Below are 15,951 nucleotides of genomic sequence, written 5' to 3' on the forward strand. Positions count from 1 at the left end.
GAAGTGACCTGCCCCCATCCGCCATACCAGTCATTCGGAGAGAGTCCGGGGTTGCAGGGTAACTTCGTTGGGAGTTGGGTTTTGAGCTGAGCCTGCTTTGCCAGCTTGCTGGCGATGCAGGCGCGCGAAGCGCCTTGGTGGCATGCGGCCAATGCTCGAGTGGGGCCGCACTTCGTTGTAATCCTGCACCCAGGCCCGGATCGCCTCGCGGGCCTGGGGCAGGGTCTCGAACCAGTGCTCGTTCAGGCACTCGTCCCGGAACTTGCCGTTGAAGCTCTCGATGTACCCGATCTGCATGGGCCGACCTGGCTGGATCAGGATGTGCTGGATCTTGTGGCTCTCGCACCAACCCAAAAAGGCGCGACTGGTGAACTCCGGTCCGTTGTCGGTGCGGACCGCCTTGGGATAGCCGCGGAACTGGGCCGCCTCGTCCAAGAGCCTGGTCACGTACTGGCCGCCAATGCCAAAGTCCACGGCCATCTGCACGCACTCGTGGCTGAAGTCGTCCGCAACGGCCAGGCACTTGATGCGCCGTGCGTTGCACAGGCTGTCGGAGACGAAGTCCATGCTCCAGACGGCGTTGATCTTGTTGACAGCGATCAACGGCGTGTGCTGGCCCAACGGGCGCTTGGCCTTCTTGCGCTTGCGCACCGCCAGGTCGGCTGCCTTGTAGAGGCGGTAAACGCGCTTGTGGTTGACGCCAGGAAAGTCGGAGCGCAGCACGTCATGCACGCGCCGGTAGCCAAAGCGCCTACGCTCCAACGCGATGGCCTTGATCTGCTCGCTCAGCATCTGGTTCTCCGCGCTCGCTTTGGGCGGGTTGCGATAGGCATCACGGCTTAGCCCCACAAGGCGACAGGCGCGGCGTTCGCTCAGATGGTGTTCTTGCACCATGCGCCGCGCCGCATCCCTGCGCACCTGCGGGGCTAGCGCTTTACGCCAAAGACGCCCTTGAGCGCACTGATGTCCAGCATGGCCTCGGCCAGCAGCTTCTTGAGCTTGGCGTTCTCGCCCTCGAGTTCACGTAGCCGCACGGCCTCGCTGACCTGCATGCCGCCGTACTTGGCGCGCCACTTGTAGAACGTCGCCTGGCTGAAGCCTTCCTTGCGGCACAGCTCGGCCACGGGCTCGCCGGCCGTGGCGCGGTTCAAGAATCCAATGATCTGTTGCTCGCTGTACTTGCTCGTTCTCATGTCCGTCATTCTCCAGATGGGACGGACTTCTCTCGTTCAGGCTGGTACGGCAGCGAGGGGGCAGGTCAAAGACCCCACGGGCTGCACCGATCAGAACCTCAAGCCCGCAAACGCCCTTTCAGCCGCCTCAACACCCAGCCCAGCACCGGCACGCGCTCCCAAAGCTCCTCGGCCGCGTCCCAGTAGTCCCGGTGGTAGATCACCCGCCCGTCCGGCGCAAAGCGCAGGTGGCTGCTGCCGTGGATGCGCCACTCGTCCGGCTGGCCGGGGCGGCGGAAGATGAAGTCCCAGGTCAGGAACGCCTGCTCGCCCTGGGCGAAGGCGTCGCGCACCACGAAGCGGGGCTGCTCCAGGGTCTCGAACATGTGGGCAAAGATGCGTTGCACCGCCGCCAGGCCACGCACTTCGTTGAAAGGGTCGCGGAAGTAAGCGTGTTCGCCGTACAGCTCGCCCAGGCGCGCCACGTCCTGCGGCTGCAGGGTTTCGAAAAACCGGCGCACGGCAGCCAGGCGGGGGTCGGTGCTGCTCATAGCTTTGTGCCCTTGCGCACCAACCAGAAATAGGGCCGCGCCGGCAGGTGGCGCAGGAACTTGACGAAGCGGGTGAAGCGCTTGGGGAAATGGATCTCGAAGTCGCCGTCCTGCCAGCCCTCCAGGATGGCGGCCGCCGCCTGTTCGGGGGTCTGCAGCGCGGGCATCTTGAAGTCGTTCTGCGCCGTCATCGGCGTGGCCACGAAGCCGGGGTTGACGACCGACACGCCCAAGCCCTTGGGCGCCAGATCCAGGTAGAGGGTTTCGGCCAGGTGGATGAGCGCCGCCTTGGCCGGGCCGTAGCCCAGGGCCTTGGGCAGGCCGCGGTAGCCGGCCACGCTGCTGACCAGGCTCAGGTGCCCGCCCTGGCCGGCCTGGCTTTGCGCCAGCAGCTGCGGCAGCAGTGCGTCCAGCAGGTTCAGCGCGCCCTGGTAGTTCGTCTGCCACTGCGCGGTGGCGCTGGCCAGGTCGAAGTGGTCGGCGCGCAGCGGGGTGTAGGTGCCGGCGCAGTAGACCGCCAGGTCCACGCGGCCGGTCTTGGCCACCAGGGTGCGCAGCGCGCTCTTCAGCGCCGCGGGGTCGAGCACATCGGCCGGCAGGGCCAGGCTGCCGGGGTGGGCGTCGGCAAAGGCCTGCAGCTTGTCGGCCCCGCGCGCGCTCACGGCCACGGTGGCGCCGGCGGCGTGCAGCGCTTCGGCCAGCGCGGCGCCGATGCCAGTGCTGGCACCGATCAGCCAGACCACCTGGCCTTGCCAGCGCTTGAACTTGGGGTTGAGGCTCATCGGGAAAAGCTCAAGGTCACCTCGCCGAGGTCGATGCCGAATTTGCGCATGCGCGCCTTGTTAATCATCACCCGGTCGTCGATGAGCCACATCCAGTCGTCGAACTGCACCTCGTAGACCTTGCCGTCCACCGGCAGCTTCAGGGTGTAGCCCCAGCGCAGCGCGTTGCCGGCGGCCTGACCCTGGGCCTCGCCCACCACGTCGTCGGCGCGGCCGCTGTAGCGGCCATTGCCGTGGTGCGTCAGGCGCCAGACGCGGCGTTCCTTGCGGCCGTCGCTGTACTCGAAGTCCTCTTCCAGCACGCCCTGCTCGCCCTGCCAGCGGCCCACCATGCGCACCACGAAGCGGGCCTTGACGTGGCCGTTGCGGTCGGTGAACACGCCGTGGCCGACGAGCGGGCCGTTGAAGTACTGGCGCAGGTCCAGCTGGGGGCGTTCCTGGGCGTAGTCCTGCACGTCCCGGCCGGCGCAGGCGCTCAGCAGCAGGGGGGCCGGCAAGGCGGCCAGCAGAAGGCGTCGTTTCATAAGGAGTCCTTGTCGCGCCCAAAGCAGCGCCACAGCAGGCCCAGCGCCAGGGCCTTGAGCAGGCAGGGCAGCAGGGCATAGCACAGGGTGAGGGCCTGCAGCGACGCGGCGTCGCGCGCGCCCTCGCGGTAGCCCAGGCCTTGCAGCAGGGGCAGGGCCAGGCCGGCGGCCAGGGCCAGGTTGAGCTTGGTGGTGGCCGTCCACCAGCCGAAGAAGCTGCCTTCGGCATGGCCGGCCAGGCCGCTGCGCTGCACCACGCGGGTCAGCATGGCGCCGGGGATGGCCAGGTCCGCACCCGCCGCCGCACCCGTCACGGCGCAGACGAGCAGGAACAGCCCGCGGTCCCCCGCCTCCAGGCCCAGCACGCCGATGAAGCCGGCGATGGCGAGTGCCATGCCCAGCGCCCAGCTGCGCGCCTGGCCAAGCCGTGCCACCGCACGCAGCCACAGCGGCAGCGCCAGCGCGGCCGCAGCGAAATAGACGAGCAGGTAGGCGGCCTCCCACTCGGGTGCTTGCAGGCGGTCGCGCACGAAGAACAGCAGCAGCGTGGCGGGAATGGCGGCGGCAATACCGTTGAGCGCGTACACGGCCAGCAGTCGGCGAAACGCCGGGTAGCGCCAGGCCAGCCCGAAGTCTTTGGGCGGCGAGGCCTGCTCGGGCCCGGGCAGGGCCACGCGCCGCAGCGCCGCCAGGCCCAGCAGCAGGCCCAGGCCCAGCAGGGCCGTGGTCCAGCCCCAACCGGCCTGGCTCATCAACACACTGGCGGCCAGCACGCCGACGAGCCCCAGGCCTTCGCGCCAGGCCACCAGGCGGGTTTGCTGCACGGCCGCGCCCCCTAAGCGCGCGCCCCAGGCCTGGTGCGTCACCGCCAGCACGCTGTAGGCCAGATAGCCCAGCACCAGCAGCGCACCGGCCCAGGCCAGCAGGGCGCTGCCGCCCTGCGGAACCGGGAAGAACAGGCCGGCAAAGCACAGCGCCATCAGCACGGCGGCGCCGCCCATCACCGCCCCCCAGCGCCCGGGGCGCAGCCAGCGGTCGGCCTGGCGGCCGATCCAGGGGTCGGCCACGGCATCGATGCAGCGCGCCGCCAGCAGCAGCGCGCCCAGCTGGGCCAGGGGCAGGCCGTACTCGCGGGCGTAATGCGCGGGCAGGCTCACGTACAGCGGCAGGGCCACGAAGGCCAACGGCAGGCCCAGCAGGCCGTAGTGCCAGGCGGCGGTGTTCACAGGCCCAGCAGGCGCCTGCGCAGGCCCGGCTCCGAGGTGGCGGGGTGCAGCCAGATGCCGAAGAAGCGCGCAGCGGCCTCGCGGTCCAGCTGGCCGGGGCGGGGCTGGCCGTTGTGCCAGAAGCGCGCGCCCTGCTGTGGTTCGTGCACGCCGCGCAGGCGGTCGCCCTCGCGCACATCGGGGAAGGCGGCCTTCAGCGCGGCCAGCCAGCGCTCGGCCTGCTCGGGCGCGAACTCGCCCTGGCGGCGCATTTCGTCGAGCGAGCGCTCGGCGATGCGCACACCCTTCAGGTCCCGCGCGTAGACCAGCTCCAGCGCAAAGGCCTGCTCGTGCCAGCGCTCGGGGTGCAGGGGCTGCGGGGCGAGCAGCTTGGCGTCATAGACGTGCAGACCCAGGAAGCGAAAGCGCGCCTCGCTGCGCAGCGGCCAGTCTTCGTGCGCCTGCGCCGGGGCAGCGACAAGGGCACCCAGCCCCAGCAGCAGCGCCTTACGCCTTGACCAGGGTGTACTGCACGACATCGGTGTTGCCCGTGGCAAAGGCCGCTTCGCAGTAGGCCAGGTAGAACTCCCACAGGCGCTGGAAGCGGGTGTCGAAGCCCTGCGCCTGCACCTCGGCGGCGCGGGCCATGAAGTCGGCGCGCCAGCGCTTCAGGGTCTCGGCGTAGTCCGGGCCGAACGCAAAGCTCTTCTCGATGCGCAAGCCGGCCGCCTCGGCCTGTTCGCGGAACACTCGCGGGCAGGGCAGCATGCCGCCGGGGAAGATGTACTGCTGGATGAAATCGGTGTTGCGGCGGTAGCGCTCGAACAGCTCGTCGCGGATGACGATGCTTTGCACGCAGGCGCGGCCGCCGGTTTTGAGCATGCGCGCCAGGGTCTGGAAGTAGGTGGGCCAGTAGGCCTCGCCCACGGCCTCGATCATTTCGATGGAGACGATGCCGTCGTACGGTCCATCGCTGAGGTCGCGGTAGTCCTGCAGGCGCAGATCGGCCTTCAACCCAGCTTGGCCCAAGCGCTCGCGTGCGTAGGCCAGCTGCTCGTCCGAGAGCGTGATGCCAGTGACCTGCAAGCCGTAGTTGCGCGTGGCGCGCTCGGCGATGGCGCCCCAGCCGCAGCCGATCTCCAGCAGGCGCTGGCCGGGCTTGAGCGTCAGCTCCTGCAGCGCGCGATCCATCTTGGCGTGCTGGGCGTCCTGCAGGCTTTGCGCACGCCCGCCTTCGAACCAGGCGCTGCTGTAGTTCATGCTCGGGTCCAGCCAGAGCTTGTAGAACGCATTGCCCAGGTCGTAATGCGCCACGATGTTGCGGCGGCTGCCAGCCTTGTTGTTGCGGTTCAGCCAGTGCTTGATGCGGTAGGCCAGCGCGCCCCACCAGCGGCCATAGATGGCGGATTCCAGGCTGTTGCGGTTGCGCAGGAAGAGCGTGAGCAGGGCGGCCAGGTCGGGGCTGCTCCAGTGGCCTTCGATGTAGCTCTCGGCAAAGCCGATGTCGCCGCGCTGCAGCGTGGCCTGGGCAAGCGCCCAGTCGTGGATGCCCATGGCGGCGCGCGGGTGCAGGGGCTGGCCGGCGTGCAGGGTGCTGCCGTCGGGCAGTTGCAGGTCCAGGCTGCCGTGCTGCAGGTGCTGCAGCAGCTTGAAGACGGTGCGCACCGCGGCCGGGGCGTCGGCCGGCGCTTGAAGGGTGCGGGCAAGGGTGTGGTCCATGGGCACTCCGGGATTTAGAGGCGAGGCTGAGTCAGGCCAGCTTGATCAAGTGACACCGCGGAACCGGCTTGGCCGGGCCGCTGGTGTCGCCCCCTTGGGGGGAGGCGGCGCAGCCGCTTCGGGGGGGTCTTCATTCAGCGGCTCACTGGGTGAAGCGGGGGTTGGGGTTTGCTGAACCAAGGCACGCCCTTGAGCCACAGGCGCAGTGCGTGCCAGTGGATGCGAGCCACCAGCAGCAGGCTGTGCAAGGGCTGGGCGGTGGCGGCGCGGCGCAAGGCCGGGGCGGTCAGCGGTTCCAGCTGGCCGGCGATGCTGGTTTGCAGCAGCGCACGGCCGTTGTCGTCGTCGAGATCGATGCGGGCGATGCAACGAGCATCGCTGCCCGCGCGGCGGTGGAAGCGAAAGCGGTAGCGGCCCTGCACGTCAGCGAAGGGCGAGACATGGAAGACCTTGCGCGCCTGCACCTCGGCGCCGCGCGCCAGGCCTTCGCCCTCCAGCAGGTAGACATGGCGCTCGCCAAAGGTGTTGTGCACCTCGGCCAGCACGGCGCGCAAGCTGCCGTCGCGGCGCTCGCAGAACCAGAAGCTCACCGGCTTGAAGGCATGGCCGGCCACGCGCGGGAAGCATTGCAGCCAGATCTCGCCGTCCACGCCGTCCACGCCCTCGCGCGCCAGCAGGGCCTCGCACCAGGCCAGGGCGTCGGGGCCACCCTCGCCGTGGTCGGCGTCATGAAAGCTGACCCAGGCGGCGCGGTTGCGCGCCAGCGCTTCATCCGGCTGCAGACGCAGCGAGCGCATGGGCAGCAGCAGGAAGAAGCTCGGCACCTCGAAGGCATGGGCGCGCGGCCACAGCCGGCGGTGACGCACCGGGCCGCGGCCGAGCAGGGGGCGCTTCAGCTCCACACCCGCTCCATCGCCTGTTCCAGCGCCTTGGCGGCCTGCAGGCCGGACCACAGCCCGTCCTCATGGAAGCCGTAGCGCGCCCAGGCGCCGGCAAACCACACATTCCCCTGGCCCTGCAGCTCGGGCAGGCGGGCTTGCGCACGCACGGCACCTTCATCGAACACCGGGTGGGCGTAGTGGAACTCGCGGCTTGGGCCCTGGGGCTCGCGCAGCGGGTTCAGGCTCACCACCACCGGCTCGGCCCAGGGCAGGGGCTGCAGCTTGTTGATCAGGTAGTGCAGGCACACCGGGCGCTCGCCGGGGCCCGATTCAAAGTTCCACGCCGCCCAGGCGCGGCGGCGCTGTGGCAGCAGGCCGGCGTCGCCATGCAGCACGGCGCGGTTGTCCTGGTAGCGGATGGCGCCCAGCACCGAGCGCTCGGCGGGCCGCGCCTGCTCGCCCAGCAGGGCCAGGGCCTGGTCGCTGTGGCAGGCCAGGATGACGGCGTCGAAGCGCTGCTCGCCCGAGGGGCCGCGCAGCCACACGCCTTCGGGGGAGCGGCGCAGCGCCAGCACGGGCTCGGCGGCGCGCACATCGGGCAAGGCCTTCTGGATGCGCTGCACGTACTCGCGCGAGCCGCCGCGCACGGTGAACCACTGCGGGCGGTTCGCCACCTGCAGCAGGCCGTGGTTGTGGCAGAAGCGGATCAGCGTGCCGATGGGGAAGGCCAGCATCTGCTGCACCGGGCAGGACCAGATGCAGGCCACCATCGGCAGCAGGTAGAGCTCGCGGAAGACCTGGCCGAAGCCGCGGCGGTCCAGAAAGGCGCCGATGGGTTCGGCAAGCTCGCGGTCGTCCCCGCGCGCGGCCAGGGCCGTGCATTCGCGGTTGAAGCGCGGCAGCTCGGTCAGCATGCCCCAGAAGCGCGGGCGCAGCAGGTTGCGGCGCTGGGCGAACACGCTGTTGAGGTCGGAGCCGCACCACTCCAGGCCCTGCGCCTGGACGGAGAAGCTCATCTCGCTGTGCGCCACCGGCACGGCGAGTTGGCGGAACAGCTCCTGCAGCAGCGGGTAGGTGCATTCGTTGTAGACCAGGAAGCCGGTGTCCACGCCATGGCGCTGGCCGGCCTGTTCCCAGTCCACCGTGTGGGCGTGGCCGCCCAGGCGGTTTTCGGTTTCGAACAGGGTCAGCTCGAACCGATTGCGCAGCGCCCAGGCCGCGCCTAGGCCGCTGACGCCGCCCCCCACCACGGCCACGCGCTGGCGCGGCCGGCCGGGTTCGGACCCACCCGGCTGGCCCGGTGCACCGGGCGCGCGGCCGCGCAACCAGGGCAGCAGTTCGCTGGCGTGGTCGGTGGGACCCGGCGCGGGCGCAGGAGAAAGTGCCTGCCGACGAGCCGCCGCCCAATGGGGGAGTCCCAGGGAGGAGGAGGTAGGCGACGACCGCGTCATGGCGTCGGCAGGCAAAACCGGATTCATGGCTGGGCCTTGAGCAGGCGCTCGATCTCAGCCGCCAGCTTGGGGCTGTCGGGGCTGGTCAGCGAGGTGAAGGCCGCGGCCGGCTTGCCGTCACGCCCCACCAGGTATTTGTGGAAGTTCCACTTCGGGTTGCTGTCGGTGGCCTTGGCCAGCGCCACGAAGAGCGGGTTGGCGTTGGGCTGATCAGGCTTGACGACCGACTTGGCAAACATCGGGAACTTCACGTTGAAGGTGTTCGCACAGAACTCGGCGATCTCCTTGTTCGTGCCGGGCTCCTGGCTGCCGAAGTCGTTCGAGGGGAAGCCCAGCACCACCAGACCCTTGCTCTGGTAGCGGCGCTGCAGCGCCTCCAGGCCCTCGTACTGCTTGGTGAAGCCGCAGTAGCTGGCCGTGTTCACCACCAGCAGCACCTTGCCGGCGTACTGGCACAGGTCCTGCGGCGCTTCGTCCTGCAGGCGCGGCTGGCTCTGGTTCAGCAGCGCAGGGCAGTCGGCCCAGGCCGCGGGGCTGGCCAGGGCCAGCAGGGGGGCAAGCAGGAGGGCGAAGCGGATGTTGCGCATTTGTCTTGGTCAAATCTGGTGTCGGCGGGGCAATTGCAGCACAATGTCCAACACATTGCAACTTTGTCCAAGACAAACATGGATCCCGTCGAGGTCTCTCCGCAGCTGGGCATCGCCGCCGTCGAACGCGACACCGGCCTGTCCAAGGACCTGCTGCGCGTCTGGGAGCGTCGCTACGGCTTCCCCACCCCACTGCGCGACGTCCAGGGCGAGCGCCTCTACCCGCTGGAGCAGGTGCAACGCCTGCGGCAGATCAAGCGCCTGATCGACGCCGGCCACCGCCCGCACCAGGTCGTCAGCCTGGACGCGCCCGAGCTGCAGGCCCGCCTGCAGGCCCTGCAGGAACGCCCGGCCACGACCCCGCTCACCGCCGCCGTGCCCGAAGGGGCCGAACTCGACCGCCTGCTGGCCCCGCTGTTCAACCACCAACCGCACGAGCTGCTGGACGCGCTGCAGGCCGAGCTGCTGCGCCTGGGGCTGGAGCGTTTCATCATTGAGCTGCTGGCCCCGCTGATCGAGCGCGTCGGCCGGCTCTGGGCCGACGGCCGCGTGCAGATCCACGAAGAGCACCTGTTCTCCGAGGTGGTGCAGCAGCAGCTGCGCCGCGCGCTGGCCCAGCTGGGCCCGGCCCTGGGCGCACGCCCGCGCGTGCTGCTCTCCACCCTGCCGGGCGAGGAACATGGCCTGGGCCTCTTGATGGTGCACTGCCTGCTCGCCGCCGCCGGCTGCGAATGCCGCTCACTGGGCCTGCAGACGCCGCTGCCCGAGCTGGCGCAGGCCTGCGCCCGCCACGAAGCCGACGTGCTGGCGCTGAGCTTTTCCAGCTACGCCAGCCCGTCCCTGGTGGAAGAAGGCTTGCAGACCCTGCACGCCAGCCTGGCCGAACCCTGCGAGCTCTGGGCCGGCGGGCGCGCCGCCGGCCTGCGCCGCCCCTTTGCCCAGCGCCTGGGCCGGCTGCGCGTGCTGGCCGAGCTGCCCGAGCTCGGCCGCGCCGTGCAAGCCTGGCGCAACCACGAAGGCCCTGCCACAAAGGTGTAAGGGTCGATCCCTAGAATGCGCCCTCTAATTTGAGGCTCCCCATGCTTTACCCCGAACTCTTCAAGCAGCTCGAAGCCGTGCGCTGGAACATGGAACGCGACATCCCCTGGGACGCGTTCGACCCCGCCAAGCTCAGCGACGAGCAGGCGCAGACCATCAAGATGAACGCCATCACCGAGTGGGCGGCACTGCCGGCCACCGAGATGTTCCTGCGCGACAACCGCGATGACAGCGACTTCTCCGCCTTCATGTCGGTGTGGTTCTTTGAAGAGCAGAAGCATTCCCTGGTGCTGATGGAGTACCTGCGCCGCTTCCGCCCTGACCTGGTGCCCACCGAAGCTGAACTGCACGAGGTGCGCTTCGAGTTCGACCCCGCCCCGGCGCTCGAAACCCTGATGCTGCATTTCTGCGGCGAGATCCGCCTCAACCACTGGTACCGCCGTGCGGCCGAGTGGCACACCGAGCCGGTCATCAAGGCCATCTACGAAACCCTGGCGCGCGACGAAGCCCGCCACGGTGGCGCCTACCTGCGCTACATGAAGCAGGCCATGGGCCGCTTCGGCGACGAGGCTCGCGCCGCCTTCGCCAAGGTGGGCGTGCTGATGGCCAGCGCGCGCCGCACCGCGCAGGCGCTGCACCCCACCAATCTGCACGTCAACGCCAAGCTGTTCCCGCGCGACACCATCCAGAGCCGCCTGCCCGACCCGGCCTGGCTGGAAGCCTGGCTGGACAAGCAAATCCAGTTCGACGCCGTGTGGGAGAACAAGGTCGTCGAGCGCATCCTGCACAACATGAGCCTGCTGATGGAGCGCAGCTTTGCCTCTGTGCAGGAGCTCAACCGCTTCCGCAAGGAAATGATGGCCAAGATGGGCACGCCCCCCGCGGCCCCGCTGGCCAGCGCCTGAGCTTCGCTGCTGCCAAAGAAGAACGCCCGGCAAGCCGGGCGTTTTTTCATGGCGCCGCGCAGGCTCAGGTCATGTGCTTGCGCTTGTAGATCAGCAGCGCGAAGCAGGCCGCGGCGATGACCGCCCCCGACAGGAACTGCACGCTGGCCAGGTTGCCGAGCTGCGTCACCAAGTCCGTGCCCACCAGATGCCAGATCTGCGGCAGGTCCATCTGATCGACGCGAACCGAGCCCGCTGCCTCCCGTACCTGGGACGGATTGCCGAAGAAGAAGGCCTGGGAGGCACCCTGGGCATGACCGTCCAACCAGTCACGCACCGGGCCGCGCGTGGCCGGCAGATTGGCCAGCAGCACGCCAGCCAGGGCCACGGCCGCCACGCCCCAGCGCTTCAGCCAGGCCGAAGCCACCATCAGCACCAGCAGCGCGGGCAGCAGCCACAGCAGGAACAGCGGCAGGCCCGCCACCAGGCGCACCAGGCCGGGCAGCAGCAGCTGCACCACCGAGCCCCACTGCACCTCGGCCAGGCCGGCAAAGCCCAGCACCTTGACCGTGACGCCCGCGGCGATCACCAGCCCCGACACCGCGCCAGCGAACAACGCGGCCAGCGGCACCAGCAGGCAGTGCGCCAGCAGCGTCGCGCCCAGGTGCTCGCTGTGCGAACCCGGCAGCGACATCCAGAACTCCAGCGAGCGGTCCTGCACATCACGGCGCGCCAGCCCGGAGACCTGGAAGCTCATCGCCAGCAGCGAGAGCGACAGCACCGCCATCGTGCTGATGCCCCAGACCAGCGCCATCAGCTTGCTGGCCTTGCCCAGCATCACCGCGCTGATCTCGGCATTGACGCCCTCGTTCGGGCCCAGCTGCACACCGCCGAAGGGCAGCGTGACCAGGGTGATCACCAGTGGCGCAAACATCACCAGCAGCCAGCCCCAGCGGTGCTGCATCCACTCGCGTTGCAGCAGGGTCTTGAAACGCATCGTTGCGACAGACATCGTCTTCTCCTTCAGGCGCGCGGCGCCAGTTCGGGCTTGCGCGTCAGCGCCACAAACAGATCCACCAGGCTGGGCCGGAAGCGCTGGCCCATGCTTTCCAGGTGCGGGGGCGGGGCGCCGTCAAACAGCGCGGCGGGCTTGCCGCCCATCGAGCGGTAGCGCAGCAGCGGATGGGCGCGCGCCACCTCCTCGGCGGCCTCCGGGTCGTGGCTCAGCGCCACGAAGCGGCTCTCCATCGCCTCCAGGCTCAGGTTCAGCACCAGCTTGCCCTCGTCCATCATCAGCACGTCGGTCAGCAGGGCCTCGATCTCCTCCACCTGGTGGGTGCTGATCAGCACGCTGCGCTCGCCGTCGCACCACTCGTCGATCAGCATCTCGTAGAAGCCCTTGCGGCTGATCACGTCCAGGCCCAGCGTGGGCTCGTCCAGGATCATCAGCTTGGCGTCGATGGCGGCGATCAGCGCCAGATGCAGCTGCACCACCATGCCCTTGGAGAGGCTCTTCACCTTGTCGTTCAGCCCCACCGAGGTGCGGCGCAGCAGCCGGCGCGCCCGCTCGGCGCTGAACTTCGGCTGCAGGCCGCTCATCAGCGTGATCAGCTCATGCGCGCGTGCCCAGCGCGGCAGCACCGCCACGTCGGGGATGTAGCTCAGCTCCGTCAGCAGCTGGCTGCGCTCGGCCACCGGGCTGCGGCCCAGCACCGTCAACTCCCCTTCGGTCGCCTTCAGGCCCACCAGGGCCTTCATCAGCGTGGTCTTGCCGGCGCCGTTGTGCCCCAGCAGGCCCACCACCCGGCCCTTGGGCAGGGTGAACGAAACATCGTCCACCGCCGTCTTGTTGCGCCCGTAGCGCAGGGTCACGCCCTTGGCTTCGATCAGATTGCTCATCATGCGTGCTCCCAGTTCAGATCCTTGGCCGTCAGGCCCATGCGGCGCAGCCGCTCCCGCAGCACCGGCCACTCATCGCGCAGAAAGCTGTCGCGCTCGCTCTGCATCAGGCGGCGGCGCGCGCCTTCGGTCACATACATGCCCAGACCCCGGCGCGGCTCCAGAAAGCCCTCATCCACCAGCGACTGCAGCGCGCGGCTGACCGTCAGCGGGTTGATCAGGTACTGCTGGGCCAGCTGGCGCACCGAAGGCATCGGCTGCCCTTCGGCCGGCTCGCCGTCGAGCAGATGGCCGGCCAGCTGCTGGGCCAGCTGCCGGTAGATCGGCGCCGAGTCGTTCCAGTTGTTGAGCATAGGACGCTCCCGCTTGGGTGTGTTGGTGAGGTAACACACTATGCCGGGGGCCCCCGAACTGGCCCAGGCGGGTGCGACACGCCGGAGCGGCGGAGCGACGAACTGCAGAAATGGCGGATCGGCTGTCGGTTTTCACTCATCTCCGAACTGTTTGCACTCATCTCTGAACTCGGCCAGCATCCGCCGGACCCGCTCGCGCCCAGTCAGATTGAGCACTCAAGGCGGCAGCCGCGCTCACCACACCGGGCGTCGTCAGCAAATGGAACAGGGCGAGATCAAGCAGCTCGCCGGTTTGCCAAGATGAGGTCGCTGCAGTGCAGCAGGTGGGACTTAGCGGAGAGTGCAGGGGCGGGTTCACCCCAATCCGCGCAGCTCGTCGAAATCCAGCTCGATGAATCGTGGCGCCCATCTCTTTGCATATCGATCTGAAGGGTCAAACGCCCACAGGTTGGTTCCAGACCAAACTTCATGCGGAGGCGGGCCTTCATGCCCGCCCAGAGAAATCATGTTCATTCCCCATTGCTGCAACCAAGCGCTCCGTTGAACTTCGCGAGACGGTGTCGCCGGTTCGCCTTTTCCTGAGGCCCTTGCGATCTCGTCGAACTGGATGCGCACGGGGTTCAGCGCGAACACATAGTCGAAGCCGAGATCGCCGTTCAGGATGCGCTGGCCGGCTGCGTGACGATCGCTCGGCGACATCAGTTCTACCGGCGAGCCTTCAATGCGTTGAAGCGCTAACTCGTACTCGCTGACGCACTTGACGTAGTTCGCCTCCCGAAAGCCGAGGCCAACTCCGTTCACGCAAGCAAGGGGCAGCACTCGCTCCTGGATGAACTCGACAAGAGGCCGTGCGATGCCGCGCTGAAGCAGGTGGAAGCCCATCACGACCAGCATTCGTAGGACCTGGCGCCCCCACTCCAAAGCCGCCTCAGGCTGCCCCTCCAAGTGCGCATGCCGCAGCAGAAGGACTCCGGCGGCGAGCGAGTCCAGGCCAGGCCTGCGCTGCAAAACGCCAATGTGCCTATGGTCTGGTGGGACGGGCTCCAGCTTCCCTTGGCATCGACTGAAGCTGCGCCGGGCCGCGTGTTGGATCTCAGGGCTGAGTCGGGCAGTCATGACCAGGATCTCTGCAGCGCTGGCCCCCTCTGCTGCGATGGCGTCCCAAAACACGTGCTGAAGCCGCTCATTGGCCTGCGGGAGCCTAGTCGCGACTGCTGCTGTGATTGTTCTTGGCTCTCGCTGTCCAGAGAGGTGATATCTCCACTTCCTGCGCGCGTTATCGGTTTCAGCCACTGTTGCGGCCTCAGGCAAGAACTTGCGCGCCAACTCTTCTCTGGTCTCTACGCAAAGGTCAATGCCGACTGAGTTGGCCCAGTAGACCCTCGCGAAGGCTCTACATAACTCTCTGGACCGGCCTCCGACGGCGATCAATTCCGCAGGAACTCCGCACCTGCCGCAAAAACTCCTCAGGGAAAGCTGAGCAGATTCAAAGGCTTGCGCGCGCAGTGTTTCACTGGCATCCGGTAACTTGGCCTGCGAACGTTCCATTTGGACATTTGGCCACGACTTCCTACAGTGGCCCACGGCATTCAACGGGGCTGTGACGTGACCATGGAACAACAGGAATCCGGCGGATCGAGATCTCTGGCGGCACAGGCTTTGGAGAAGCAACTGCTGGCGCTCTACGGCCCGCTCTTGGGCGGAACCGCCCTACACCAAGCCCTCGGATTCCCGACGGCTGCAGCTCTTTTGCAGTCTGAACTCCGTGGTCAAGTTGGTGTGGCCTTGTTCCGGATCCCCAACAGGCGCGGCAGGTTCGCCATGACAGCGCAGGTCGCAGCATGGCTGGCCAACCTGACGGCCACCCTGCCCCAAGAGAACTCAACAGGAAACGCGGGCGCGGAGGCTGCTCCGCCCGCCTCAAGCGACTCGCCGTCGGACCAAATCGGCGCAGCCGCGCAGCGATGAGCCCTCATGCATTGAAACCAGGAGGCTGACCAATCACCAGTAGCAACTGACAACTTCCATCGTCCAGAAACGACAAAACCCGAGGGGCCAACCTCGGGTTCAATCGTCTGGCCCAAAGACCAGAGCAAGTGGGAACTTGTTTGCTGGCAGTATGGGCCGCGAGCCCCGAAGCGTCAAGCCTTGGGGTTGCTGGGCGAACTCATCCTTCAATCCTGAAAGGACCCGCCCATGCGGAACTCCGTCTGCCGACGGCGTGCCGATGCACGCCTGTCGAGAACTTCACCTGCGACTTCGCCGGTCAATCACGGCTGCGCCGTACCGCCCTGCGGCGCGCAATTGCGGGGGACGCCATGACCGCCCCCGCTCGCCGGCTGATCAAGCCCACCACGCCGCGCACGGTTCACCTGCTGAACCTGAGCGGCGCGCTCACCTCACCAGTCCAAGCTGAGGCGACCACCGAGGCGGACTTCGTGCGCCTGGCGGCCCTCTGCCCCAACGTCGTCCACATCGTCTCGCAGCCGGAGACCTTTGAGTTGCCGGATCGCCGGTACACGCCGGACTACCGGATCGAATGCCGAGGCGGCCGGGTGTCGTACTGGGAGGTCAAGCTCGAAAAGCGCATCGACGAGTACCGGCCCACATTCGGAGCGATGGCGGCGCTGACAGCCACCAAGGACGCTCGCTTCTTTGCCATCTCCAACACATCGATCCGGCGCAGCGCGCAGCACAAGGTCGCGCAGCTGATCCATCGGTACGCGAAGGCACAGCCCTCGCGGGATGCCATCCACCAAGTGCTGTCTATTGCCGGTGGCTGTTGGCGCCGACTGAAATTTGACCCACCCGTGAGGGCCCTGCCGACCCAAATGTGACCCAGGTGTTCAACCTACCCTGCCCGAGATATCCACAGGAGGGCGGGGTTCGAGGAGTGATCACCATG

The 15,951-nt window shown here is 68.0% G+C and carries 17 protein-coding genes; 3 read left to right on the plus strand and 14 right to left on the minus strand.

Features of this window, described 5'->3' with window-relative positions; all coding sequences use genetic code 11:
- Positions 1-30: 30 nt before the first annotated feature.
- From ACE3QP_RS21350 to ACE3QP_RS21395, 10 genes are all read right to left on the minus strand, one after another.
- Positions 31-1,193, minus strand: a protein-coding gene (locus ACE3QP_RS21350) for an IS3 family transposase (protein WP_374439027.1) whose coding sequence is annotated in 2 segments (ribosomal slippage) — positions 31-929 and positions 929-1,193 — 1,164 coding nt in all. Because the reading frame shifts where the segments join, the coding sequence is not laid out codon by codon here.
- A gap of 98 nt (positions 1,194-1,291) precedes the next feature.
- On the minus strand, positions 1,292-1,723 hold the full coding sequence (locus ACE3QP_RS21355) for a nuclear transport factor 2 family protein (RefSeq protein WP_374439029.1): 432 nt from the start codon (positions 1,721-1,723) through the stop codon (positions 1,292-1,294).
- Positions 1,720-2,505, minus strand: coding sequence for an SDR family NAD(P)-dependent oxidoreductase (locus ACE3QP_RS21360; protein WP_374439031.1), 786 nt, complete (start codon positions 2,503-2,505; stop codon positions 1,720-1,722). Before ACE3QP_RS21360 ends, ACE3QP_RS21355 begins: the two co-directional genes overlap by 4 nt.
- Positions 2,502-3,029, minus strand: a complete 528-nt coding sequence (locus ACE3QP_RS21365) for a DUF3833 domain-containing protein (RefSeq protein ID WP_374439032.1) — start codon at positions 3,027-3,029, stop codon at positions 2,502-2,504. Before ACE3QP_RS21365 ends, ACE3QP_RS21360 begins: the two co-directional genes overlap by 4 nt.
- Complete coding sequence (locus ACE3QP_RS21370) at positions 3,026-4,255, minus strand: MFS transporter (protein WP_374439034.1); 1,230 nt, start codon at positions 4,253-4,255, stop codon at positions 3,026-3,028. The genes ACE3QP_RS21365 and ACE3QP_RS21370 overlap by 4 nt, the downstream gene beginning before the upstream one ends.
- Entirely contained in the window at positions 4,252-4,773 is a 522-nt protein-coding gene (locus tag ACE3QP_RS21375) for a hypothetical protein (RefSeq protein ID WP_374439036.1), read from the minus strand. Before ACE3QP_RS21375 ends, ACE3QP_RS21370 begins: the two co-directional genes overlap by 4 nt.
- The gene (locus tag ACE3QP_RS21380; RefSeq protein WP_374439038.1) at positions 4,742-5,953 is read right to left on the minus strand and encodes a class I SAM-dependent methyltransferase; all 1,212 of its coding nucleotides are present in this window, start codon (positions 5,951-5,953) and stop codon (positions 4,742-4,744) included. Before ACE3QP_RS21380 ends, ACE3QP_RS21375 begins: the two co-directional genes overlap by 32 nt.
- A gap of 134 nt (positions 5,954-6,087) precedes the next feature.
- On the minus strand, positions 6,088-6,855 hold the full coding sequence (locus ACE3QP_RS21385; protein WP_374439040.1) for a DUF1365 domain-containing protein: 768 nt from the start codon (positions 6,853-6,855) through the stop codon (positions 6,088-6,090).
- Positions 6,846-8,090, minus strand: coding sequence for an NAD(P)/FAD-dependent oxidoreductase (locus ACE3QP_RS21390; protein WP_374439057.1), 1,245 nt, complete (start codon positions 8,088-8,090; stop codon positions 6,846-6,848). The genes ACE3QP_RS21385 and ACE3QP_RS21390 overlap by 10 nt, the downstream gene beginning before the upstream one ends.
- A 218-nt stretch (positions 8,091-8,308) precedes the next feature.
- Positions 8,309-8,872, minus strand: a complete 564-nt coding sequence (locus ACE3QP_RS21395; protein ID WP_374439042.1) for a glutathione peroxidase — start codon at positions 8,870-8,872, stop codon at positions 8,309-8,311.
- Between the two features lie 78 nt (positions 8,873-8,950).
- Between ACE3QP_RS21395 and ACE3QP_RS21400 the strand changes: the two genes are divergently transcribed.
- Together ACE3QP_RS21400 and ACE3QP_RS21405 are read left to right on the plus strand one after the other, a co-directional pair.
- On the plus strand, positions 8,951-9,910 hold the full coding sequence (locus ACE3QP_RS21400) for a MerR family transcriptional regulator (RefSeq protein ID WP_374439044.1): 960 nt from the start codon (positions 8,951-8,953) through the stop codon (positions 9,908-9,910).
- Positions 9,911-9,951: 41 nt separating this feature from the next.
- The gene (locus ACE3QP_RS21405; RefSeq protein WP_374439046.1) at positions 9,952-10,815 is read left to right on the plus strand and encodes a ferritin-like domain-containing protein; all 864 of its coding nucleotides are present in this window, start codon (positions 9,952-9,954) and stop codon (positions 10,813-10,815) included.
- A gap of 64 nt (positions 10,816-10,879) precedes the next feature.
- Here ACE3QP_RS21405 and ACE3QP_RS21410 read toward each other — a convergent pair whose 3' ends face one another.
- The 4 genes from ACE3QP_RS21410 to ACE3QP_RS21425 all read right to left on the minus strand — a co-directional run bounded on the left by ACE3QP_RS21410 (position 10,880) and on the right by ACE3QP_RS21425 (position 13,940).
- Complete coding sequence (locus ACE3QP_RS21410) at positions 10,880-11,806, minus strand: hypothetical protein (protein ID WP_374439048.1); 927 nt, start codon at positions 11,804-11,806, stop codon at positions 10,880-10,882.
- An 11-nt stretch (positions 11,807-11,817) separates the two neighbouring features.
- Complete coding sequence (locus ACE3QP_RS21415) at positions 11,818-12,696, minus strand: ABC transporter ATP-binding protein (RefSeq protein WP_374439050.1); 879 nt, start codon at positions 12,694-12,696, stop codon at positions 11,818-11,820.
- Entirely contained in the window at positions 12,693-13,046 is a 354-nt protein-coding gene (locus ACE3QP_RS21420; protein WP_374439051.1) for a GntR family transcriptional regulator, read from the minus strand. The genes ACE3QP_RS21415 and ACE3QP_RS21420 overlap by 4 nt, the downstream gene beginning before the upstream one ends.
- A gap of 354 nt (positions 13,047-13,400) precedes the next feature.
- Positions 13,401-13,940 (minus strand): hypothetical protein, encoded by a 540-nt coding sequence (locus tag ACE3QP_RS21425; RefSeq protein ID WP_374439053.1) that lies wholly within the window; start codon positions 13,938-13,940, stop codon positions 13,401-13,403.
- Positions 13,941-15,364: 1,424 nt separating this feature from the next.
- Here ACE3QP_RS21425 and ACE3QP_RS21430 point away from each other — a divergent pair.
- Entirely contained in the window at positions 15,365-15,883 is a 519-nt protein-coding gene (locus ACE3QP_RS21430) for a hypothetical protein (RefSeq protein ID WP_374439055.1), read from the plus strand.
- Positions 15,884-15,951 lie beyond the last annotated feature (68 nt).

Source organism: Inhella sp. (genome assembly GCF_041912635.1).
Lineage (GTDB): Bacteria > Pseudomonadota > Gammaproteobacteria > Burkholderiales > Burkholderiaceae_C > Inhella.